This is a genomic window from Streptomyces diastaticus subsp. diastaticus, assembly GCF_011170125.1.
In the GTDB taxonomy this organism is placed as follows: Bacteria; Actinomycetota; Actinomycetes; order Streptomycetales; family Streptomycetaceae; genus Streptomyces; species Streptomyces diastaticus.
On record NZ_BLLN01000005.1, the window covers coordinates 1,815,482 to 1,837,063 of the forward strand.

General features: G+C 72.5%; 18 protein-coding genes, 2 pseudogenes and 2 riboswitches. Of the genes and pseudogenes, 4 read left to right on the forward strand and 16 right to left on the reverse strand.

The features are described 5' to 3' along the window. Nucleotides 1–131 precede the first annotated feature (131 nt). The 11 genes and pseudogenes from Sdia_RS25210 to Sdia_RS25260 all read right to left on the reverse strand — a co-directional run bounded on the left by Sdia_RS25210 (nucleotide 132) and on the right by Sdia_RS25260 (nucleotide 12,562). On the reverse strand, nucleotides 132–983 hold the full coding sequence (locus Sdia_RS25210) for a thioesterase family protein (RefSeq protein WP_100455145.1): 852 nt from the start codon (nucleotides 981–983) through the stop codon (nucleotides 132–134). Between the two features lie 152 nt (nucleotides 984–1,135). Further along, a complete protein-coding gene (locus tag Sdia_RS25215) occupies nucleotides 1,136–1,903 on the reverse strand; it encodes a D-Ala-D-Ala carboxypeptidase family metallohydrolase (protein WP_100455054.1) in 768 nt (255 codons plus the stop codon). 130 nt (nucleotides 1,904–2,033) lie between these two features. Beyond that, nucleotides 2,034–2,657: a trimeric intracellular cation channel family protein gene (locus Sdia_RS25220; protein WP_370464586.1), complete on the reverse strand. Its 624-nt coding sequence runs from the start codon at nucleotides 2,655–2,657 to the stop codon at nucleotides 2,034–2,036. 167 nt (nucleotides 2,658–2,824) lie between these two features. Continuing rightward, nucleotides 2,825–3,898, reverse strand: coding sequence for an ABC transporter ATP-binding protein (locus Sdia_RS25225; protein WP_100455052.1), 1,074 nt, complete (start codon nucleotides 3,896–3,898; stop codon nucleotides 2,825–2,827). Between the two features lie 227 nt (nucleotides 3,899–4,125). Next, nucleotides 4,126–5,109: pseudogene (locus Sdia_RS25230) on the reverse strand (ABC transporter ATP-binding protein); the annotation flags it as partial. A gap of 2 nt (nucleotides 5,110–5,111) precedes the next feature. Beyond that, the gene (locus tag Sdia_RS25235; RefSeq protein ID WP_100455050.1) at nucleotides 5,112–6,065 is read right to left on the reverse strand and encodes an ABC transporter permease; all 954 of its coding nucleotides are present in this window, start codon (nucleotides 6,063–6,065) and stop codon (nucleotides 5,112–5,114) included. Between the two features lies 1 nt (nucleotide 6,066). After that, nucleotides 6,067–7,071 carry an ABC transporter permease gene (locus tag Sdia_RS25240; protein ID WP_100455049.1) on the reverse strand — a complete coding sequence of 335 codons (1,005 nt, stop codon included), beginning with the start codon at nucleotides 7,069–7,071 and terminating at the stop codon, nucleotides 6,067–6,069. A gap of 213 nt (nucleotides 7,072–7,284) precedes the next feature. Further along, nucleotides 7,285–8,964: pseudogene (locus Sdia_RS25245) on the reverse strand (ABC transporter substrate-binding protein). A gap of 1,080 nt (nucleotides 8,965–10,044) precedes the next feature. After that, a complete protein-coding gene (locus Sdia_RS25250; RefSeq protein ID WP_115068110.1) occupies nucleotides 10,045–10,827 on the reverse strand; it encodes an enhanced serine sensitivity protein SseB C-terminal domain-containing protein in 783 nt (260 codons plus the stop codon). 153 nt (nucleotides 10,828–10,980) lie between these two features. Continuing rightward, the gene (locus Sdia_RS25255; protein ID WP_100455046.1) at nucleotides 10,981–11,748 is read right to left on the reverse strand and encodes an enhanced serine sensitivity protein SseB; all 768 of its coding nucleotides are present in this window, start codon (nucleotides 11,746–11,748) and stop codon (nucleotides 10,981–10,983) included. 82 nt (nucleotides 11,749–11,830) lie between these two features. Beyond that, entirely contained in the window at nucleotides 11,831–12,562 is a 732-nt protein-coding gene (locus tag Sdia_RS25260) for an AAA family ATPase (RefSeq protein WP_100455045.1), read from the reverse strand. 275 nt (nucleotides 12,563–12,837) lie between these two features. Then, nucleotides 12,838–12,942, forward strand: a riboswitch (glycine riboswitch). Further along, nucleotides 12,943–13,061, forward strand: a riboswitch (glycine riboswitch). A gap of 40 nt (nucleotides 13,062–13,101) precedes the next feature. Between Sdia_RS25260 and gcvT the strand changes: the two genes are divergently transcribed. The 4 genes from gcvT to Sdia_RS25280 all read left to right on the forward strand — a co-directional run bounded on the left by gcvT (nucleotide 13,102) and on the right by Sdia_RS25280 (nucleotide 17,575). Next, nucleotides 13,102–14,226 carry a glycine cleavage system aminomethyltransferase GcvT gene (gcvT, locus tag Sdia_RS25265; RefSeq protein WP_115068109.1) on the forward strand — a complete coding sequence of 375 codons (1,125 nt, stop codon included), beginning with the start codon at nucleotides 13,102–13,104 and terminating at the stop codon, nucleotides 14,224–14,226. 133 nt (nucleotides 14,227–14,359) lie between these two features. Continuing rightward, nucleotides 14,360–14,737 carry a glycine cleavage system protein GcvH gene (gene gcvH / locus Sdia_RS25270; RefSeq protein ID WP_100455043.1) on the forward strand — a complete coding sequence of 126 codons (378 nt, stop codon included), beginning with the start codon at nucleotides 14,360–14,362 and terminating at the stop codon, nucleotides 14,735–14,737. A gap of 19 nt (nucleotides 14,738–14,756) precedes the next feature. Further along, entirely contained in the window at nucleotides 14,757–16,028 is a 1,272-nt protein-coding gene (glyA, locus tag Sdia_RS25275; RefSeq protein WP_100455042.1) for a serine hydroxymethyltransferase, read from the forward strand. A 164-nt stretch (nucleotides 16,029–16,192) separates the two neighbouring features. Beyond that, entirely contained in the window at nucleotides 16,193–17,575 is a 1,383-nt protein-coding gene (locus Sdia_RS25280) for an L-serine ammonia-lyase (RefSeq protein ID WP_100455041.1), read from the forward strand. On the opposite strand, the gene Sdia_RS25285 is transcribed toward Sdia_RS25280, so the two are convergent. The 5 genes from Sdia_RS25285 to Sdia_RS25305 form a co-directional block, all read right to left on the reverse strand. Next, on the reverse strand, nucleotides 17,572–18,006 hold the full coding sequence (locus Sdia_RS25285; protein WP_189499754.1) for a response regulator transcription factor: 435 nt from the start codon (nucleotides 18,004–18,006) through the stop codon (nucleotides 17,572–17,574). The two genes, Sdia_RS25280 and Sdia_RS25285, sit on opposite strands and share 4 nt — an antisense overlap. Further along, nucleotides 18,003–18,254: a hypothetical protein gene (locus Sdia_RS25290; protein WP_164495047.1), complete on the reverse strand. Its 252-nt coding sequence runs from the start codon at nucleotides 18,252–18,254 to the stop codon at nucleotides 18,003–18,005. The genes Sdia_RS25285 and Sdia_RS25290 overlap by 4 nt, the downstream gene beginning before the upstream one ends. Nucleotides 18,255–19,064: 810 nt before the next feature. Then, nucleotides 19,065–19,640 (reverse strand): hypothetical protein, encoded by a 576-nt coding sequence (locus Sdia_RS25295; protein WP_229830066.1) that lies wholly within the window; start codon nucleotides 19,638–19,640, stop codon nucleotides 19,065–19,067. Between the two features lie 84 nt (nucleotides 19,641–19,724). Continuing rightward, nucleotides 19,725–20,525, reverse strand: coding sequence for an SAM-dependent methyltransferase (locus Sdia_RS25300; RefSeq protein WP_189401662.1), 801 nt, complete (start codon nucleotides 20,523–20,525; stop codon nucleotides 19,725–19,727). 45 nt (nucleotides 20,526–20,570) lie between these two features. Continuing rightward, nucleotides 20,571–21,419 (reverse strand): SAM-dependent methyltransferase, encoded by an 849-nt coding sequence (locus tag Sdia_RS25305; protein ID WP_189499755.1) that lies wholly within the window; start codon nucleotides 21,417–21,419, stop codon nucleotides 20,571–20,573. Between the last annotated feature and the right edge of the window lie 163 nt (nucleotides 21,420–21,582).

A 21,582-nucleotide genomic window follows, 5' to 3' on the forward strand; every position in this document is an offset into this window, starting at 1 on the left:
GGGACGCGCGCGGCGTGGGACGCGCGCGAAGGCCGGTCGACGCACCGGCGAAGCCCAGGGCGGCCAGCCACTGTGGCCGGTTCCGGCGCACCGGGCCCAGGGGGCTCAGGGGCGCACCCGCGCCCCCCGCCTCAGCTCAGCCGGGCGCGGGCCAGTTGGCGGGACTGGGCGACGAGGCGGTCGGCGCTGTCCCAGACCTCGGCGTCCTCCTCCAGGAAACCGCCGGCGAGGTTGCGGGTGGTGATGGCGACGCGGAGCGGGCCGGGGGCCGGGCGGCAGCGGATGTGGACGGTCAGCTCGACGGTGGGGACCCAGCCCTTGAGGCCCAGTTCGAAGGCGGTGGGGGGCAGGGCGTCCACGGCGAGGAGGAGGGAGAGCGGGTCGGCGTCCCGGCCGTCGGCGAGGCCGAACCAGGCACGCATCTCGCCCTTGCCGCTGGGCGCGCCGAGGGCCCAGCCGAGGGTGGCGGGGTCGATCTTCAGCCAGAGCCGGTCGGCGATGGCGGAGCTGCCCTCGATGGGCCGCTGGTCGGGGGCGTCCTGGGCGCCGAAGCAGTGCTCGGCCGGCGGGAGGCCGGGCGGCGTGGCGGTGGTCCGCACGTCGTCGGGGAGGACGTCGAGGTCGCCGTAGGAGGCGAGGACGCGGATGCGCTCGACCTCGTTGCCGTCGGCGTCGGTCTGGTACAGGGACGCCTGCCCGGTGGAGAGGGTCCGGCCGGTGCGGACGGTCTCGGTCCGGATGGTGGCCGGGCCCGCCTGGGAGGCCGTCAGGTAGTACGCGGAGACGGTGAACGGGTCCGGGTGCGGCAGGGCGTCGGCCAGGGCGCGGCCGAGGGTCGCCAGCAGGTAACCGCCGTTGACGGCGGAGATGATCGTCCAGCCCGCGGAGAGTTCGGTGTCGTAGACGCCGGGGGCGCGGAGGGTGACGGCCGTGTCGCGGTCGAATTCGCTGTCACCGATGGTTGCCTGTGCTGCCTGAGCCATGCCGGCCACGCTACACGGGCAAGCTACTGAGCGGTAGCTTTCCGGTGTGACATCTGTGTGACGCGCACCGGCCCAGGCCGGGACACGCCACGGCGCCCGCCGCGGCCGAGGTGGCCGTGGCGGGCGCCGGGTGCCGTGGTGCGGGGCGGGGCTCAGATGCCGCAGCTGGGGGCCGACCAGAAGCGGCCGCCGCCACCCGCGACGTGGGTGTGGTCGTCGTGGCCGGGGTAGCCCGGGCCGAGGATCTCGGTGAAGCCGTGGTTCCGGGCGGCCTTGGCCAGCGCGCAGAAGCCCTGCGACCCGGCACCCAGGTCGGCCGCGTGGCCGTACAGGTGCCGGCTGTTGGTGGCGCCGCCGACGTTGCTGTTGCAGGTGACGCTGCGGAAGCCGCCGTTCACGGTGATCGGCTTGTCGCCCATGGCGTGCCGCATGGCCTGGAGCTTCCACATGGTGACCAGGGCGTTGGCGCGTGCGGTGGCGGCGGAGACCTTGCCGCCGGACCAGTCCGAGTTGCAGCGGTTCAGCTCGGCGTAGGTGAAGTTCACGGGCGTGCAGTCGTCGTCCTGCAGCTGGTAGATCTTGCTGAAGGTCGCGGGCCCGGCGACGCCGTCGGCGGCGAGGCCGTAGGCGGACTGGAAGCGCTGCACGGCCGCCTTGGTGGCGGGCCCGAACTGCCCGTCGATGGCGATCTGGCTGCCGGTACCCGGGTACCCGGCGACGCGGATCTGGAGCTGGCGCACCGCTTCGCCGGAGGAGCCCTCGCTGAGGGTGCCGCTCCAGGTGTAGCAGCCGTCTGCGGCACCGACGTCCTTGGCGGCGGGGGCCGTCGCGGTGGGGGCGGCGACGGCGGAGACGGGGGCGAACGCGAGACCGGCCCCCATGAGGGCCGACAGCAGAAGTCTGATGGGGCGTGAGCGCATGTGGGGGGCCACCTCTTCTTGATCCGTGGTGCCGGACAGGCCCCTGAGACTGGCCGCGGCCCGCCCGATTGTCAAGAACTCGTCAAATCCTTGGGCCCGGCCCCCGTCCCCCGGGCCCACGCCGGGCCCATCAGGTCGTGGCCTCGTCCACCTCCACCCCGGAGGAGCGCCGGTTCCAGGCGCGCGGTGCCCGCCAGTGGTAGCGCATCGCCAGCAGCCGCAGCGCGAAGGCGGTGAGCGCCGCCACCCCGGCGGTGAACGGGTTGAGCGCGTCGAACCGGATGCACAGCACCACCATGGCCGCACCGACCATGGCCGGGACGGCGTACAGGTCACGGTCCCAGCGCAGCAGGGAGGGCACCTCGTTGGCGAGTACGTCGCGCAGGACTCCCCCGCCGACCGCCGTGGCCAGCCCCAGCGCGGCCGAGGCGGTCAGCCCGAGCCCGTAGGTGTAGGCCTTGGTGGTGCCGATGACGCAGAACAGGCCGAGCCCGGCCGCGTCGAAGACGTTGACCGCGCTCTGGATGCGCTCGACGTGCGGGTGGAGGAAGAAGACCAGCAGCGCGGCGCCGAGCGGGGTGATGAAGTACCCGAGGTCGGTGAAGGCCGCCGGGGGCAGCGCCCCGATGACCACGTCGCGGAAGAGTCCGCCGCCGAGCGCCGTGACCTCGGCCAGCATCGCGATGCCGAAGATGTCGAAGTTCTTCCGGACGGCGAGCAGCGCACCGGAGATCGCGAAGACGAAGATCCCCATGAGGTCGAGGGTGTGCTGGACGGTCGGGGTGAAGAATTGCTGGAACACCCTGTATTTCTACTGGGTCCCCCGCCGGCGCGGCGGACCCGGTCGCGCGAGAGCGCGTGGCGCCCGCCTCCGCTCGCGGGAGCGGTGACGGGCGCCACGGGCACACGGGCGCGGCGGGACTACTCGGCCGCAGCCTCGACGACCCGGTCGGTCATCTCCTCGCGGGTGGCCGGGACCACCGAGGCGGCGGTGCGCTCCACGGTCCCGGCGGCGATCTCGGCCGCGAAGTGGCAGGCCACCTTGTGGCCGCCGCCCACGTCCTTCAGCACCGGTCGCTCGGTGGCGCAGAGGGTGTCCTGCGCCCACGGGCAGCGGGTGTGGAAACGGCAGCCCGCCGGCGGGTTGGCGGGCGAGGGCAGGTCGCCGGTGAGCAGGATGCGCTCGCGGCGGTCCTCCACCTCCGGGTCGGGCACCGGCACGGCCGACATGAGGGCCTTGGTGTACGGGTGCCTCGGCTCGGCGTAGAGGGCGTCGCTGGGTGCCTCCTCGACCAGGGAGCCGAGGTACATCACGCCGATGACGTCCGAGATGTGCCGGACCACCGCGAGGTCGTGGGCGATCACCAGGTAGGTGAGGCCCAGCGACTCCTGGAGTTCCTCCAGCAGGTTGATGACCTGCGCCTGGATGGAGACGTCCAGCGCCGAGACGGGCTCGTCGCAGATGATCACGTCGGGCTCCAGGACCAGCGCGCGGGCGATGCCGATGCGCTGGCGCTGGCCGCCGGAGAACTCGTGCGGGTAGCGCGAGAGGGCGTTGGCCGGGAGCCCCACCTTGGTCAGGATGTCCCGGATCTTCTCGCGCCGCTCCTCGCGGGTGCCGCCGATGCCGTGCGCGGCCATGCCCTCGGAGAGGATCGACTCGATGTTCTGCCGGGGGTTGAGGCTGCCCAGCGGGTCCTGGAAGACCATCTGGAGACGGCGGCGGAAGGTCCGCATCTCCTTGGCCGGCAGCTTCGCGAGGTCGGTGCCGTCGAAGTTGACCGAGCCGTCGGTGATCTCGACCAGCCGCAGCACGGAGCGGCCCAGCGTCGTCTTGCCGCAGCCGGACTCGCCGACCAGGCCGTACGTCTGGCCCTCCTCGACCTGGAGGGAGACGCCGTCGACCGCGTAGACGTGGCCGACGGTCCGGTCGAAGACCAGGCCCTTCTTGACCGGGAAGTGGACCTTCACATCGTCCAGTTCGAGCAGGCTCATGACGCGTCCTTCTTCTTCTCGGCCTCGGGCTTCGCCTCCGGCGCGGGCTTCGCCTCCGGCCCGTCGGCGGGCCCGTCGCTCTCGACGGGCTCCGCCTTCTCCTCGGCCGCGGCGGGCTCCGCCTTCTCCGCCGTCCCGGGCGCGGCCTGCGCCGGGATCTTCGGCTCTGCGGGCTCCGTCGCCGCCTCGGCGTCCACGGCCTGTTCGGCCGGGACACCGAGGCTCTTGACCTCGACGCCGGTCAGCACCGGGTTGACGCACCGGACGCCGTGGCCGGCGCCGACCGGCTCGGTCAGCCGCGGCGTGCCGCTCAGGCACTCCAGCGTGTAGTGGTCGCAGCGGGGCGCGAAGGCGCAGCCGTCGGCCCAGTCGATCCGGTCGTTGATGGAGCCCCGGATCGGGCGCAGCGGCTCGCCCCGGGGGGCGTCCAGACGCGGGATGGAGCCGAGCAGGCCGTGCGCGTACGGGTGGGTGGGCTGCGCGAACAGCTCACGCCGCCCGGCCGACTCGACCGCCTTGCCCGCGTACAGGACGTTGACCTGGTCGCAGAGGCCGGCGACCACGCCCAGGTCGTGGGTGATCATCAGCAGCGCGGTGCCCTGCTGGTCGACGAGTTCCTTGAGGAGTTCGAGGATCTGCGCCTGGATGGTGACGTCGAGCGCGGTGGTCGGCTCGTCCGCGATCAGCATGCGGGGCGCGCAGGCCACCGCCATGGCGATCAGCGCGCGCTGGCGCATACCGCCGGAGAGCTGGTGCGGGTACTCCTTGAGCCGCCGGGTCGGGTCGGGGATGCCGACGCGGTCCAGCAGGTCGGCGGCCTCCTTGCGGGCGGCGGCCCCCTTCATGCCACGGTGCCGCTCCAGGATCTCGGTGACCTGGAGGCCGACCGGGATGACCGGGTTCAGCGAGGAGAGCGGGTCCTGGAAGATCATCGCCAGGTGCTTGCCCCGCATGTCGCGCATGGCGTTCGGGGAGAGCGTCAGCAGGTCCTTGCCGTCGTACTCGGCGCGGCCGCCGAGCTTGACGCCCTTCTTGGGCAGCAGCCCCATCAGGGCGAGCGAGGTGACGGACTTGCCGCAGCCGGACTCGCCGACCAGGCCCACGACCTGGCCCTGGTCGACGTCGAAGGAGACGCCGTCCACGGCCCGCACGTCACGCCGGCCGCGGCCGGTGAAGGTGATGGACAGTTCGTCCACGGAGAGCAGGGGCATGGTCAACCTCGCAGCTTCGGGTCGAGGGCTTCGCGCATCGCCTCGCCGAGCAGGGTGAAGCCGAGTGCCGTGATGATGATGGCCAGGGCCGGGTAGACCGCCATCATCGGCGCGGAGTCGGCGTAGTTCTGCGCCTGGGTGAGCATGACGCCCCATTCGGGGTTCTTGGCGCTGTCCGGGTTGCCGAGGCCCAGGAAGGACAGGGCCGCCGCCTCGATGATGGCGGTGGCCAGCGACAGGGTCGCCTGGACGATCACCGGGCTCAGCGAGTTCGGCATGATCTGGGTCAGGACGATGCGCCGCTTGCGGATGCCCAGCGAGTGGGCGGCCAGCACGTAGTCGGAACCGCCCTGGACCAGCATCGCGCCACGCAGCAGGCGGGCGAAGACCGGGATCTGGACGACACCGATGGCGATCATCACGGTCGTCATGGACTGGCCCAGCACGGCGGCCACCGAGACGGCGAGCAGCAGCGAGGGCAGCGCCAGCATGATGTCGATGCAGCGCATGATGACGGAGTCGATGCGCTGGCCGACCCGTCCGCCGAGGGTGGCGCAGGCGCCGGAGAGGCTGCCGATGACGGCGCCGACGCTGAGGCCGATCAGGGTGGAGACGACACCCAGGAGCAGGGTCTGCCGGGCGCCGACGAGCATCCGCGAGAAGATGTCGCGGCCCAGGTGGTCCAGGCCGAACCAGTTCTCGGCGCGGGCGCCGACGAACTCGGCGCGGTTGACGAAGACCTCGCCGCGCCACTGCTGTCCGGGGGCGTAGGGCGCGACCCACGGCCCGACGATGGCGAGGACCAGGAAGACCGCGATGATCACGGCTCCGACCAGCGCCATCTTGCTGGCCCGCAGTCGCTTGAGGGCTTCCCTCCAGAGGCTGGCGCCGCTGGAGCTCTCCTGCTGGGCCGTGAGTTCCGCGAGGCGGTCGATCTTGTCGGTCTTGGTGCTCATGTCAGTGCACCCGCACTCTCGGGTCGATCAGGCTGTAGGCGAGGTCGACCAGCAGGTTGATCAGGACGTACGCCATCGCGATGAACATGATGAAGCCGACGAGGACCGGATAGTCCCGGCCGTCGATCGCGGTCCGGATGAAGGAGCCGATGCCGCCGAAGGTGAAGACCGACTCGGTGAGCACCGCGCCCGACAGGAGGGAGCCGGTGAGCAGGCCGACCGAGGTGATGACGGGCAGCAGCGCGTTGCGCAGGACGTGGCGGGTGCGGACGACGCCCTTGCGCAGGCCCTTGGACTCGGCGGTGCGGACGTAGTCCTCGCCGAGCACCTCCAGGACGCTGGCCCGGGTCATGCGCACGATGACCGCCACCGGGATGGAGGCCAGCGCGATGGCGGGCAGGATGAGGTGGCTGAGCGCGTCCCAGGTCGCGTCGAACTCGCCCGTGAGCAGGCCGTCGAGGACGGCCAGTCCGGTCACTTCCGTGGCGTTGATCCCGGTGGTCAGCCGCCCGTAGCTGGGGAACCAGCCGAGGTTGACCGAGAAGACCGTCCGCAGCATGAAGGCGAGGAAGAAGACCGGGATGCAGATGCCGATCAGGGAACTGGAGACGGCGGCGACGTCGAGCCAGCCGCCGCGCCGCTTGGCGGCGAAGTAGCCGAGCGGCACGCCGACGGCGACCGCGAGCAGGATCGCCATCAGCGACAGCTCGACCGTGGCGGGGAATCGCAGGAGGAACTCGTCCATGACCGGCTGGCCGGTCTGGGTGGACGTGCCGAGGTCGCCCTCGATCAGCCGCTTGATGAAGCGGCCGTACTGCACGTACACCGGCTGGTCGAGCCCCAGGGCCCGGTTGATACGTGCCACCTCGGCCTCGGTCGCTTTCTCTCCGAGAATCGCCGAGGCGGGTCCGCCGGGCAGCCGGTTCAGCCAGATGAAGAGCAGAACCGACAGGCCGAGCAGGGTGGGTATGAGTTGAAGCAGTCTTCGTACGACGAAACGCAACACCCCGCGATGCCCCTTTCTTGCGTAGTTCGTGGTGCGCCTGATTCCGGACCGGGTCGCGGCCGGGCGCGTGGGGGGTGGTGGGAGGCGCGGCGCGCGGTGGTGACCGCGGGCCCTCCCGGGCCGTTCACGCGGCGGGTCCGCCCGGCCGCGAACGTGCCGTGGCCGGGCGGACCCTGACGCACCGTGAGGTGCTGCTTCCGCGTGGTGCGGTGGTTACTTCTTGAACGTGACCTCGGAGAAGTTCTCCTGCGTCAGCGGGGAGACCAGCGGCGGGTTGACGTCCTTGGCGAAGGCGATCGCCGGCGGGGACGAGGAGACCGGGACGCCGGGGAGGAAGTCCATGACGACCTCGTTGGCGTGCTCGTAGAGCTTGACGCGCTTGGAGTGGTCGACCTCGGCGGAGGCCTCCTCCATCGCCTCGAAGACCTTCTTGTCCTTGAAGCCCCACTGCTTGTCGTACTCGGCGAACCAGGTACCGATGAAGTTGTAGGCGTCGTTGAAGTCACCGGTCCAGCCGAGCAGGTGCAGCTCGCAGCCGCCCGCCTCGGTGGCGTCGATGTAGTCCGGGGCCCACTTCATCGGCTTCGGGGTGACGGTGACGCCGACCTTCTCCAGGTCGGCCTTCATCAGCTCGAAGAGGTCACCCGGGGAGGGCATGTACGGGCGGCTGACCTCGGTCGGGTAGCAGAACTCGACCTTCAGCTTCTCCTCGCCGGCCTTCTTCAGCAGGCTCTTGGACTTCGCCGGGTCGTAGGCGTACTTCTCGACCTTGTCGGAGTAGCCCTCGACGGTGTCCGGGATGAACTGCGTGGCCGCGACGCCGCCCTCGGGCAGCTGGGTCTTGACCAGGTTGTCCTTGTCGATCGCGTGCGCGATGGCGGCGCGGACGTCCTTGTTCTGCAGCGCCTTGTTCTTCTCCTGGGTGAAGCCCAGGTAGAAGATGTTGAAGACGTCACGGGTCGGGACCTGGAAGCCGGCCTTCTCCAAAGTCTTCACGTCGGCGGGCGAGACGAGGTCGTAGCCGTCGATGTCACCGGCCTGGAGGGCCGAACGGCGGCCTTCCTCGGTGTCGATGGTACGGAAGACGAGGTTCTTGACCCCGGCCTTCTTGCCCCAGTAGTCGTCGAAGCGCTCCAGGGAGACTTCCTTGTTCCCCTTGTTCTACTTCGTGATCTTGTACGGGCCGGTACCGGCGACCGTGCCGGCCTGCTGGCTGTACTTGGGGTAGGTGATGGCGTCGCCCTTGGCCGACGCCTCCTCCTTCTCGTACTCCTTCAGCGCCTTCGGCGAGTGGATCGCGAGGGCCTGGAGGGAGAAGCCGCCGGGGAGGTTGGCGGAGGGCTTCTTCACCTCGATGACGGCGGTGCTCTCGTCCTTCGCCGTGCAGGACTTGTAGTTCGCCTTGGGGGCGTCCTTGTCCTCGTTCTTGGCGAAGCCGCCCATGATGGTCTGCCAGTAGTACGACACGGCGGCCGACTGGTACGTGCCCGTCCAGTTGAACCAGTGGTCGTAGTTGGCGCAGACCGCCTCGGCGGTCAGCTTCTCGCCGTCGTGGAACTTGACGCCCTTGCGCAGGTTGAAGGTCCAGACGGTGCCTTCGTCGTTCGAGTCCCACTTCTCGGCGAGGCCGCCGACGAGCTTGGAGCCGCCGGGCTCGTGCTCCAGCAGGGCCTCGAAGGCCTGGCGGGTGACGCGGAAGGTCTCGCCGTCGGACGCCAGCGCCGGGTCGAGGGAACCGGGGTCGCCGGCGCCGCCGAACACGAAGGTGTCGTTGCCGCCGTCCTTGCCCTTCCCTTCCGTGGTGTCTCGCTCACTGGAGCACCCGGTGACGATCAGCGCGGCCGCAGCCGCGACCGTGATCGCCCGAGTGGCTCGGGACTTGAAAATGCGCATGGGCCCACCCCGGTTCAGCATTCATACAGAGGTCTTGACCGACTGAACACTACCCACGTCTCTCACCGGGGAGAATGATCCGCATAGCGGTGATACCGACCTGAGACCCGGACAGACAACAAACCGCGCATATCCAGGACATCACTCCTTCCGGCGGTGTTTACCGGACAGAAGCGCCCCTTCAGGGGCGCCGGGAAGGCGATTCCGTACCATTCGCTGCCGTACGAACACGCTGCGCTACACCGGACTTTCACACCCCTTCAGCCGAACCTCCGCACCCCTTCGCCCCTTTGGCCGGGCGAGCCCCCTTATGTCCCCTCCGGCCGGTGGGCGGCGAGGAGGGGGACGGTCTCGAATGCTGGACGGCGGAAGTCGGTGGGCCCTCATTCCGCTCGCCTCATTCGTGTCCACCGACCAGGCCCGCAAACCTCTGGCCAGCGGAAGTGCCGACGGAATTCCGGACGCCGGAAGAAGAAAGCCGGCGGATGGGGGAGTGAGGCGGGAGTGAAAGAGGCGCGAAAGGCGCGAAAAGGGGCGCCTGCTGAATGATGGGCGGAATTCAGGGCGGTTCGCGCCGCTCGGTGACCGCGCGCATGGCCCGAACGCGGCGGCCCGGCCGCCTGCCCGGGCCGCGGCCGGGCGGTCGGGTACCGCGCGCTCCCCGGGGGCGACGGCTCACCCCCGCCCCCGCGTCACCCTTCGGCAGGCCGGGACCAGCGGCTCCGGGAGAACCACGGCTGCCGCGAGCCGTCGCCGGCGACGGGGGAACCGGTCGCGGCCCGGGCGCCGAAGGCCACGGAACCGGAGCGGACCACGCCCGGCCCGGCCGGACGGAGGCCCCGGCCGAGGAGGTGAGGCGGCCCGCCACCGAGGCGCCCGGCCTGCGCCGGAGAAGGGTGGGCCCGGGTGCCACCGGTACTCCCCCGTCGCGCGAGACGCGCGGGGCGCGGGCCACGCCGGCGCCCGCGCGGAGCCCGCCGGCCGGGTGGGCGCCGGGGGGCGTCGGCCGCACCGCCGAGAGGGCGCGTCGCCCGCACGGGCGCGCCGGCCACGAGTGCGCGGCCCGGGGACCGCCCGGACTCAACTGCCGTACGGCTGCGGGTACCCGTACCCGGAGGCGGGCGGGGCGGCGTGGGCGTCGCGGTCGTAGAAGGGGCGGGCGTGGGCGCGCAGCCAGAGGGCGACCGGGTCGTAGGGGTCGGACATGGCGACGGTGGAGACGGCGAGGCCGTCGGGGACGGCGCCGACCGACTGGCGCATCATGGCCCGCACCGACTCCACGGCGTGCGCGCCCGGGTCGTACACGTCGAGACCGATCGCCAGGTACGGCACGCCGAGGGCGGGCTGGACCCAGGCGCGGCGCAGCGAGCGGAGCGCGGGGGTGCGGTGCGCGTTCTGCCCCAGCAGGGCGTAGAACTGCGGGAGTTCGATGACCGGCTCGGAGATCCGCAGCGGTCCCGGCGGCTGGGCGTCGAGGCCGACGGCGAGGCGGCGCAGGTCCGCCCAGGGCACGCCGACGCCGCCGCCCGGACCGTGCGGATTGATCCAGAGTCCGACCTGGTCCGGGTAGAGCCCGGCGGCGGCCTCACGGGTGGCGACCACCTCGTGGGCGCGGGTCCAGCCGCTGGCCGCCAGTTCCTGGGCGGAGGTGACGCAGGGCGCGTAGCCGAGGCCTTCGACCTCCATGGCGGCGTACTGCGCGTCGGGCGAGCCGGCCTGGCCGTGCCAGAGCAGCATCCAGACCTGCCCGCCGGGGTCGGCGAGCGCGTGCAGCAACCCCTCGTAGGCGTCGTACCGCCCGGGGGCCACCTGGCGCAGCATGTGCTCGACCTGCCCGGCCGCGGCCGTGCCCGACGCACTCACCTGTTGACCGCCCCTTCGTCACTTCGTCCCCCGGGGCCTGCCCCCGTCATGCCGGGACCGGTTCCGCGTGCGGAACCGGTCCCGGCATGAAGACAGCTTAGGCCCTGTACCCGTCGGCGAGGCCGGGCCCGGACGTGGTGCCGGACCCGCCGCCTACGGCTCGCGCCGGTAGAAGGGGCGCAGCTTGCCCGCCATCCAGCGGGCGACCAGGTCGTCCGTGGCGTCCAGCAGGACGAGGTTGACCGGCCACGGGACCGGCGTGCGGCCCAGGGCGCGGCCGAGGGCGTCCATGGCGCGCTGGGCCGCGTCGTCGTCGCGGCGGTTCAGCTCGACGCCGATGAACAGCACCGGGTCCTCGGCCTCGACGCTGGCCAGGCAGCGCCGGGCGGTGGCGACGACACCGGACTCCTCGAACTCCCCGGCGGCGACACCGAGGAAGTCCACCGGGTCCTCCTGCCAGTCGGGCTCGTAGGTGCGCACCCGGCCGCCGGTGGCGGGCCCGTCGAGCGGGGACCGGCCGGTGCGGCACAGTTCGGCCACGGCGAGCGGGGGCAGCGGGACGCCGACGGTGCCGCCCGGGTTGACCGCGATGCCCAGTTGCGGGGGCAGGCCGCGGGCGAACTCGGCGGCGGGGGCGACGGCGAAGGCCAGGTGGCCGCCGACGCAGGAGCGGAACTGCTGCTCCGAGCTGAACACCGGGACGTACGCGCCGCCGTCGATGTCCAGCGTCGGCAGGTCCAGGGCGCCGCTCTCCGGGCCGCCGCCGTTGGGCAGCGGGACCCAGACACTGCTGCGGCCGAGGACCTCGACCAGCCGTCCGCCCGCCGACTCGGCGCCGAGGGAGGCCGCAAGGGCCTCCTCCAGTTCGTTGCTCGGCCATCCGCCGTAGACCCCTTGGGGGGCCTGGGCCGGGATGCTCATCTGCTCACCGCCTGATCACACATACCTCGCCTGCGCCCCGACCCTACCCGCGTCGCGGGCCGGTCGGGGAGCGGGAGTTGACTCAGGCGCGGAAGGTGAGGGCGCGCAGCCGGCCGGCGGCGGCCCGGTCGAGGAGGACGGCGGCGTCGCAGCCGCGCGGCGGGTCGCCCGCCTCCAGGGCGGCCAGCAGGCGGGCGACGGCGCGGCGGTGGCGCAGGAAGGCGTACCTGCTGACGCCTCTGCCGCGGGCCCGCTGGCCGTCCAGGGCGGTGTCCGGGTCGACGTCGAGGAAGAGCAGGTGCAGGGAGCGGCCGCGGCGGCGGGCCTCCCGGGTGAGCCAGTGACGGACCCAGCTCTGGGTGCCGCAGTCGTGGACGACGACGCTGCGGCCCGAGCGGAGCAGGCGGCGCAGGGCGGCGTAGTGGGCGATCCGGGCCAGCGGGCGGTACAGGGCGTAGGGCAGGGCGGCCGGGAGGCGGGCCTCCCACTGCTCGCGGGTGTCCTGGGAGTCGGCGCGGGCGGCGCGGACGGTGCGGCGGATCAGGGTGGACTTGCCGCTGCCGGGCAGGCCGGAGATGACGACCAGGTCGCCCTGGCCGAAGGTGAGGGTGTCGGGTGCGGGGCGGTCGCCGGGGCCCCGCAGGTCGCGGACGGCGGCCGGGGCCCGGCGGGCGCCCGGCTGGGCGGGCAGGGCGGAGAGGGTGGCGTCGAGGGCGAGGGCGGGCGGGACGGGCCCGCCGGAACTGTGGGGCGGGGCGGACACCGCTCGTCCGCTGCTGCTCTGCACCGTGGTCGGCTCCCCCCGTGCGGTCACGTGCGTCATCCTCCCCGATTGTTAAAGAGAAGGTAATGCGGCACAAGCCGATTACCGGTCCTGTCGGCCGCCACCGGCGGTTTCTCTGGCTGGTCACGCAGGGCGGGGGCCGGTTGGTTCCGCCTGGTGGCGGCGGTGGCGCCCGGATGGCTGGAAGCCGCCGTTCGCGGGAGGGACGGCGGGCGCCGTACGGGCCAGGGTGCGCCCGTACGGGGAGGGGTTCTGCCGGGCGGGGGTGCGTGCAATGATGGGCGTCGAACTGCATACCGGCCGCTTGAATCCGCGCGGGAGAGTTCTGCCGGGCCCCGAAGCCCTGGTCAGGACGCCGAAGGAGCAAGTCCCTCCCTTGAATCTCTCAGGCCCCGTACCGCGCGGGCGAGGCACATCTGAAAAGCGGGCCGCTCCGTCGGCCCCACCCAAGGTGCAAGTCATGGCCGCCCGGCCGCGCGTCCGGGTGGCCGGGGCGAACCTCTCAGGTTTCGATGACAGATGGGGAGGATCGATTCCCCCTCGCCGTCATGCCCTGGGAGCGCCCGGATATGAGCCAGACCCCCCGTACGACCGCACTCGACGCCACGCACCGGGCGCTCGGGGCCACGATGACCGACTTCGCCGGCTGGGACATGCCGCTGCGGTACGGCAGTGAGCGCGACGAGCACCAGGCGGTACGGACCCGCGCCGGGCTGTTCGACCTCTCCCACATGGGCGAGATCACCGTGCTGGGCCCCGACGCCACCCGCTTCCTCGCCCACGCCCTGGTCGGCAACATCGCCACCGTAGGCCCCGGCCGGGCCCGCTACACGATGATCTGCCAGGAGGACGGCGGCATCCTCGACGACCTGATCGTCTACCGGCTCGGTACCGTCGAGGCCCCCGAGTTCATGGTCGTCGCCAACGCCGGCAACGCCCAGGTGGTGCTGGACGCGCTGACCGGACGGGCCGCCTCCTTCGACGTCGAGGTCCGCGACGACCGCGACGCGTACGCGCTGCTGGCCGTGCAGGGCCCCGCCTCCAGCGCGATCCTCGCCTCCCTCACCGACGCCGGCCTGGAGGAGCTGAAGTACTACGCGGGCCTGCCCGGCACCGTGGCCGGGGTCGAGGCGCTCATCGCACGGACCGGCTACACCGGCGAGGACGGCTTCGAGCTGTTCGTGGCGCCCGGTGACGCGGTGGCCCTGTGGGAGGCGCTGACCACCGCCGGGGCCGAGGCGGGGCTGGTGCCGTGCGGGCTCTCCTGCCGCGACACGCTGCGTCTGGAGGCCGGCATGCCGCTGTACGGCCACGAGCTGACGAGGGCGCTCACGCCGTTCGACGCCGGACTCGGCCGGCTGGTGAAGTTCGAGAAGGAGGGCGACTTCGTCGGCCGCGCGGCGCTGGAGAAGGCGGCCGAGGAGGCCGCCGCCCGCCCGCCCCGCACCCTGGTCGGCCTGGTCGCCGAGGGCCGCCGGGTGCCGCGCGCCGGCTACCAGGTGGTCGCGGACGGCCAGGTGATCGGCGAGGTCACCTCGGGCGCCCCCTCCCCCACCCTGGGCAAGCCGATCGCCATGGCGTACGTCGACGCCGGCCACGCCGCGCCCGGCACGCCCGGAGTCGGCGTCGACATCCGCGGCAGCCACGAGCCGTACGAGGTCGTGGCCCTGCCCTTCTACAAGCGCCAGAAGTAGCCCCACGTCCCCGCGTCCCCGGGCGGGCCCGGCCGCGCGCCGGGCCCGGAAGTGACGCGACGCACCCGGTCCGTCCCGGATGGCGAGACCTTCCGTTCACCAGCACACCCCCGCGTACAGGAGAATTCACCCCATGAGCAACCCCCAGCAGCTGCGCTACAGCAAGGAGCACGAGTGGCTGTCGGCCGCCGAGAACGGCGTGTCGACGATCGGCATCACGGAGTACGCGGCAGGCGCGCTCGGTGACGTCGTCTACGCCCAGCTCCCGGAGGTCGGCTCCACGGTCACCGCGGGCGAGACCTGCGGCGAGCTGGAGTCGACCAAGTCGGTCAGCGATCTGTACTCCCCCGTCTCCGGTGAGATCACCGAGATCAACGAGGACGTCGTGAACGACCCGTCGCTGGTGAACACCGCCCCCTTCGAGGGCGGCTGGCTGTTCAAGGTGCGCGTCACCGAGGAGCCGGACGATCTGCTCTCGGCCGACGCGTACACCGAGTTCTCCGGCAACTGAGACCACCCCAGGGACTGTGATGTCTTCGAAGTCGCTTCTGAACGCCCCCCTCCACGAGCTCGACCCGGACGTCGCCGCCGCCGTCGACGCCGAGCTGCTCCGTCAGCAGTCCACGCTCGAGATGATCGCCTCGGAGAACTTCGCTCCGGTCGCCGTCATGGAGGCGCAGGGCTCCGTCCTCACCAACAAGTACGCCGAGGGCTACCCCGGCCGCCGCTACTACGGCGGCTGCGAGCACGTCGACGTGATCGAGAAGATCGCCATCGACCGCATCAAGGAGCTGTTCGGCGCCGAGGCGGCCAACGTCCAGCCGCACTCCGGTGCGCAGGCCAACGCCGCCGCGATGTTCGCGCTGCTGAAGCCGGGCGACACGATCATGGGCCTGGACCTGGCCCACGGCGGTCACCTGACCCACGGCATGAAGATCAACTTCTCCGGCAAGCTCTACAACGTGGTCGCCTACCACGTCGACGCCGAGAGCGGTCAGGTCGACATGGCCGAGGTCGAGCGGCTCGCCAAGGAGTCCCGCCCGAAGCTGATCGTGGCCGGCTGGTCGGCCTACCCGCGCCAGCTGGACTTCGCCGCCTTCCGCAGGATCGCGGACGAGGTCGGGGCGTACCTGATGGTGGACATGGCGCACTTCGCCGGGCTGGTGGCGGCCGGGCTGCACCCCTCGCCGGTGCCGCACGCGCACGTCGTCACCACCACCACACACAAGACGCTGGGCGGCCCGCGCGGCGGCGTCATCCTCTCCACCGCCGACCTGGCCAAGAAGATCAACTCCGCGGTCTTCCCCGGCCAGCAGGGCGGTCCGCTGGAGCACGTGGTGGCCGCCAAGGCCGTCGCGTTCAAGGTCGCGGCCTCCGAGGAGTTCAAGGAGCGCCAGCACCGCACCGTCGAGGGTGCCCGCATCCTCGCCGAACGCCTCATCCAGCCCGACGTCACCGACCACGGCGTCTCGGTCCTCTCCGGCGGCACCGACGTCCACCTGGTCCTGGTCGACCTGCGGATGAGCGAGCTGGACGGGCAGCAGGCGGAGGACCGCCTCCACGAGGTCGGCATCACCGTCAACCGCAACGCCGTCCCGAACGACCCCCGGCCTCCGATGGTCACCTCGGGTCTGCGCATCGGCACCCCGGCGCTGGCCACCCGCGGCTTCGAGGCGGAGGACTTCGCCGAGGTCGCCGACATCATCGCCGAGGCCCTCAAGCCCTCCTACGAGGCCGAGGCGCTGAAGGCGCGGGTCACCGCCCTCGCCGAGAAGCACCCGCTGTACACCGGACTCAAGTAGTCCGGACGCCGGCGGTACACCCCCGCCGGCGTCGCACCGCGCACACTGGAGGGTGCGGGTCCGCTTTCGTCGGCCCGCACCCTCCGCCGCGCCCGGGACCCCGCGGGTCCCGCGCCCCTGCCCCTCCGGCGGACAGCGCCGTCCGCCTCCCGCTAGGAGTTCCTGTGGCCATCTCGGTCTTCGACCTGTTCTCGGTCGGCATCGGCCCGTCCAGCTCGCACACGGTCGGCCCGATGCGGGCCGCCCGGATGTTCGCCCGCCGCCTCAAGAACGAGGGGCTGCTCGTCCACACCACCTCGCTGCGCGCCGAGCTGTTCGGCTCGCTCGGCGCGACCGGGCACGGCCACGGCACGCCCAAGGCGGTCCTGCTCGGCCTGGAGGGCGAGTCCCCGCGGACGGTCGACGTGGAGCGGGCCGACGACCGGATCGCCGAGATCCGCGCCACCGGCCGCCTCAACGTGCTGGGCGTCCACGAGATCGCCTTCGACGCCGAGGAGGAACTTATCCTGCACCGGCGCCGCGCCCTGCCCTACCACGCCAACGGCATGACCCTGTGGGCCTTCGACCACACCGGCGCGACCCTGCTGGAGAAGACGTACTACTCGGTCGGCGGCGGCTTCGTGGTCGACGAGGACGCGGTCGGCGAGGACCGCATCAAGCTCGACGACACCGTGCTGACCCACCCCTTCCGCACCGGTGACGAGTTGCTGCGGCTGGCACGGGACACCGGCCTGTCGATCTCCGCGCTGATGCTGGAGAACGAGAGGGCGTGGCGCTCCGAGGCGGAGATCCGCGCCGGACTGCTGGAGATCTGGGAGGTCATGCGGGCCTGCGTCAGCCGGGGCATGACCCGCGAGGGGCTGCTGCCGGGCGGCCTGAAGGTCCGCCGTCGCGCCGCCCACTCCGCCCGCCAACTGCGCGCCGAGGGCGACCCGGCCGCGCTCGCCATGGAGTGGATCACCCTCTACGCGATGGCCGTCAACGAGGAGAACGCGGCGGGCGGCCGCGTGGTGACCGCTCCGACCAACGGCGCCGCCGGGATCATCCCCGCCGTCCTGCACTACTACGTGAACTTCGCCGCCGGGTCGGCCACCGAGGCCGAGAAGGAGGACGCCGTGGTGCGCTTCCTGCTCGCGGCGGGCGCCATCGGCATGCTCTTCAAGGAGAACGCCTCGATCTCCGGTGCCGAGGTCGGCTGCCAGGGCGAGGTCGGCTCGGCCTGCTCGATGGCGGCCGGCGCCCTGGCCGAGGTCCTGGGCGGGACCCCGGAGCAGGTGGAGAACGCCGCCGAGATCGGCATGGAGCACAACCTCGGCCTGACCTGCGACCCGGTCGGCGGCCTGGTCCAGATCCCGTGCATCGAGCGGAACGGCATGGCCGCGGTCAAGGCCGTCACCGCCGCCCGGATGGCGCTGCGCGGCGACGGCTCCCACAAGGTCTCCCTCGACAAGGTCATCAAGACCATGAAGGAGACCGGCGCGGACATGTCGGTCAAGTACAAGGAGACGGCCCGGGGCGGTCTCGCGGTGAACATCATCGAGTGCTAGGCAGAGCGGCCCTGACCAGCGCGTTCGTGTCTTTCAGCGCGGTCAGGGCCTTCCCTTCCCGCACGGCGAGAAGTCCCGGGAACCTCCCTGGGGCAGACGTGGAGGCCCCTGAGAAGTCCCTGGGAAGCCAGCAGCAACAGGTGCGTGCGGTTCCGGGCTCCGGTCTTCGCGCGTATCCGGCGCACGTAGGTGTCCACGGTGTGCAGGCTGACGTCCATGCGCCGGGCGATCTCCCTGTAGGTGGCTCCGCGCGCGATATGCCCGAGCACTTCCCTTTCCCGGCTACTGGCAGTACAGACAACTTCCCGCAGCCTTTCGATCAAGCAGCCGGGGGGTCCTTCTCCGCATGGTTCCCGCGTTCCGCAATCAGCTGGACCACCGCCCCCGGACCTCCCCACGGGCCGGGCCGCCCCCGCGTACGCGCAGGTCATCGCGGGACGCAACCCCAACCGCTGTCGTCGGCCGGCGCGATGGAGGAAGACGCCAGAGTGCCGGCACCACCGGTATCGGCGGCAGCGGTGCCGGCGACACCGCCGATCGTCAGCGCACAGAGAAAAGCGACCACGAACACACGGGCAGACTTCATCATTTCTCCCAGAGATCGGAGCAAGGAATGCTCGAAGGGTTTCCGCCGCAATTTTGCGGCCACCCCCTTCTGCGGTTCCAGAATGGCGGGCACCCGCCCCGTGATCCACAGACGGAGCCATTCACCAAGTTCCCTGGCATCAAAACGGGGGAGTGCACGAAACGCCCATGCGGTACGAAATTGAGCCAGACCCGGCGCTGACCATCGCGTGCCTTCGGCTTCGCCGCTCCAGGGTGAGGGCGGCTCGTCCGGGTGTCGACGGCATACGGCCGTTGCCGCTTCTCGCGCCGGACGCCCTGCCTCGCCGGCATGGTGAAGGCTCCCCGGCTGGACCCCCTCGGGCACGGCGGTTGCCTGTGCGGAGTCAGCGGGCACTCGATGCGGAAGGTCTCCCTCGACCGCGACGTCCGCTCCGCACCCGGTGCGGGGCAACGACGACTCGCCGCGATGGACTCCTGCCTTCGGGCCCCTCCGAGCCGCGACTCCCGGAGAGTCCCCACAGGCGCGGCTCGCCCCTCCGCCTTCCCCGGACATGCCGGCCGAGGGGGCACAGCGCGACAAGGGGCCGACGTGCCCGTGACGTACAAGGAGACGGCGCGCGGCGGGCCGGCGGTGCAGATCGTCGAGTGCTGAGGCCACCGCGAGGCGCGCGCCCGGCGGGGCCCAGCCGTTCCGTACGGTGATGTCGCCGTTGCTGGTGCGCACCTCCGGTGCGAACTCGCCGGCCGGGTCGTGCGGGACCTCGACGGTGCGGCCGCCGTCGACCGAGTCGGCGGCCGCCCGGTGACCGGCCCGGGGGACGGTGAGGGTGACGGCCCCGTCGGCGGTCTCGGCCCGGATGCCGGCGGGGGTGTCCGGGGGGCCAGGTCGATCCTGCCGTTGGTGGTCCGGGCGCTGATCCGGTCACCTCCGATGCCCTTGCCGTCGATGCGGCCGTTGGTGGTCCGCGTTGGGACGGTGCCGGTCCCCGTCCAGCTCGACCCCGCCGGAGCCCGTGCTCACCTCGACCTCTCCGACCCGGGCCGGGCGGACGGCACCGCCGGAGACCTCACCGCTGACCGGGAGACCGGCGGGGACGTCGGCGGCGTACTCGACGGAGCAGCGGGTGCCGCAGCCGCCGAGGATCAGGACGCGGCCCTCGATCCGGTGGGTGGCGCCCTCGGGCCGCTCGCCCTGGAAGGGGACTGTGCGGCGCAACCGGTGGGAGCCGTTCTCGACGCCGCCGACCGTGACGCCGCCGGCGCGGTCGTCGAGGCGCACCGAGGTGATCGCGCCGGAGAGGGCGCCGTCGTCCTCGTAGTTCCTGCTCTCCTCGACACCGCAGGAGGTGAGCGAGGCGGCGACGAGGGCGAGGCCGGACGCGGCGAGGAGCCGGAGGCCGTGGGGTGACTGACGCGTGAAGGCCCCTCGGTCGTGGTGAACGGCCCCGCGCGGGCACAGCGAGCGCGCCGGTCCGGCCCGCGGACCGGCGCTCGGCACGCCACGACGTCAGCGGGCCGTGCTCACCGTCCTCCGGGGCGCACCCCCGGTCCCGGACGCGGGCCACCGGCACCGCCGTCGTCCTCAGGGCTTGCGCGCCGCCCCCACGTACGCCCCGCTGTGGACGCCGCCCTGGCCCTCCACGGGCTCGCCCAGCTCGGGGTGCCACTCCTCGGCCGCGACGAGGCCGGGGGCGACGATGTCGAGGCCGTCGAAGAACCGGGCGAACCGTTCCCGGGTGCGCATCTCCATGGTGACACCGCCCGCCCGGTACATCTCGTGGACCTTGCGGGACGCCTCCTCGGGATGGAAGTCGGGGGTGAGGTGGGAGAGGACCAGATAGCTGCCGGTGGCGAGGCGGGCGGTCAGCTCCTCGACGAGCCGGTAGGCACCGTCCTCGTCGGAGAGGAAGTGGAGGAGGGCGTTGAGGGAGAGGGCGACGGGCCGGCCGAAGTCGAGGACGGCGGCGGCCTCGTCGAGGATGCGGGAGGTCTCCCGGGCGTCGGCCTGGACGTAGCCGAGGGCGCCCTGAGGGGTGCCGTGCAGCAGGGCCTGGGCGTGGGCGAGGACGACGGGGTCGTTGTCGCAGTAGACGACGCGGGCCTCGGGGGCGAGCCGCTGAGCGGCCTGGTGGAGGTTGGGCTCGGTGGGGATGCCGGTGCCGATGTCCAGGAACTGGCGGACGCCCTGTCCGGCGAGCCAGCGGGTGGCGCGCAGGGTGAAGGCCCGGTTCATGCGCGCCATCACGGGGATGACCGGGGCGAACTCGGTCAGCCGCCGTCCGAGTTCCTCGTCGGGCGGGTAGTTGTCCTTGCCGCCGAGGTACCAGTCGTAGAGGCGGGCGGGGTGGGGCTTGCTGGTGTCGATCTGCGGGGTCTGGGTCATGGTGGCGGGTCTCCGTCCAGGGGTTCTCGTGCGGGGCGGGGAGGTTCAGGGTTCGCGGGCCACCGCCGCGTACGGCGGGAGCCGGGCCGGGAGCGTGCCGGCGGCGGCCGGTTCCGGGTGCGGGTGCGGGTGCGGGTGCGGGCAGGAGACGACGCCGGGCTCCCGCCGTTCCCGGCCGCCCAGGAAAGCGGCGGCCCCGGCGGCGGTCCGGGCCGTGACCGGCGGTGCGGCGCGGGCGTGGGCTTGGGCGTGGGCGTGGGCGTTCCAGAAGGCCACGGCCTCGGCGTCGGCGGTGCCTCCGAGGTCGAGGGCGGCGTGGCTGCCGGCGGGGACCGCCGCGACCAGGCGGCGGACGACGCGCCGGGCCTCGGCGGCGCCGGGGGCGAAGACGGGGACGCCGGGCAGCGGCACCGCCACCGGCCGGGAGAAGGGCGGGGTGCGGGCGGCACCGGCGAGGACGGCCGGGTCGCGGACCTCGGCTTCGAGGCAGGCGGTGGCGCCGTCGGGGGGCCCGGCGAGGAGGGCGCCGGCGTGGGTGGGGGCCCGGTCGCCGTCGACGTGGACGACGCGGGCTGCGGGCGTGACGCGCCGGGCGGCCTCGCGGGTGTGGTCGACGGCCGGCGCCCCGCTGCCGAGGCCGGGGAACTGGACGACGCCCGTCTCGCGCGCCAGGTGGGTCACGGCACGCCCGAGGAAGGCGCGGTCGGCCCGCGCGACGTCCCGGACGCCTGGGCGGCGGGCCGCGACGCGCTCGCCGGCCGGAGCGTCGAGGGCGTGGTGCTCCCCGCCACCGGGCCAGTGGTCCCGGACCCGCGCGTCGAGGGCGACCCGCCGCGCGTCCTGGGAGGCCCACGCGCTGCCCGCGTCCGCGCGGTTCCCGCCGTCGTCACGCACCACACCACCCCTTCCGCCTCGTCGGTCCCCGCGGTGCCGCGCGGGTGGGTCCCATCATGGCGGACGGGTCAACTCGGCGGGTCCGCAGATGGGTTGCTGCCCTTTGGGGTGGCGCCCCACCGTTCCGCGGCCCCGGCGGTTCGTACCGTTGTCGACGCGGTCG

Excerpts from the sequence above, each read along its gene's own strand:
- Sdia_RS25225 (WP_100455052.1), bottom strand. The coding sequence starts at position 3,898 with ATGAGCCTGCTCGAACTGGACGATGTGAAGGTCCACTTCCCGGTCAAG.
- gcvH (WP_100455043.1), top strand. The coding sequence starts at position 14,360 with ATGAGCAACCCCCAGCAGCTGCGCTACAGCAAGGAGCACGAGTGGCTG.
- Sdia_RS25235 (WP_100455050.1), bottom strand. The coding sequence starts at position 6,065 with ATGAGCACCAAGACCGACAAGATCGACCGCCTCGCGGAACTCACGGCC.
- glyA (WP_100455042.1), top strand. The coding sequence starts at position 14,757 with ATGTCTTCGAAGTCGCTTCTGAACGCCCCCCTCCACGAGCTCGACCCG.
- gcvT (WP_115068109.1), top strand. The coding sequence starts at position 13,102 with ATGAGCCAGACCCCCCGTACGACCGCACTCGACGCCACGCACCGGGCG.
- Sdia_RS25215 (WP_100455054.1), bottom strand. The coding sequence starts at position 1,903 with ATGCGCTCACGCCCCATCAGACTTCTGCTGTCGGCCCTCATGGGGGCC.
- Sdia_RS25210 (WP_100455145.1), bottom strand. The coding sequence starts at position 983 with ATGGCTCAGGCAGCACAGGCAACCATCGGTGACAGCGAATTCGACCGC.
- Sdia_RS25220 (WP_370464586.1), bottom strand. The coding sequence starts at position 2,657 with ATGGGGATCTTCGTCTTCGCGATCTCCGGTGCGCTGCTCGCCGTCCGG.
- Sdia_RS25300 (WP_189401662.1), bottom strand. The coding sequence starts at position 20,525 with ATGACCCAGACCCCGCAGATCGACACCAGCAAGCCCCACCCCGCCCGC.
- Sdia_RS25285 (WP_189499754.1), bottom strand. The coding sequence starts at position 18,006 with ATGACCTGCGCGTACGCGGGGGCGGCCCGGCCCGTGGGGAGGTCCGGG.
- Sdia_RS25255 (WP_100455046.1), bottom strand. The coding sequence starts at position 11,748 with ATGAGCATCCCGGCCCAGGCCCCCCAAGGGGTCTACGGCGGATGGCCG.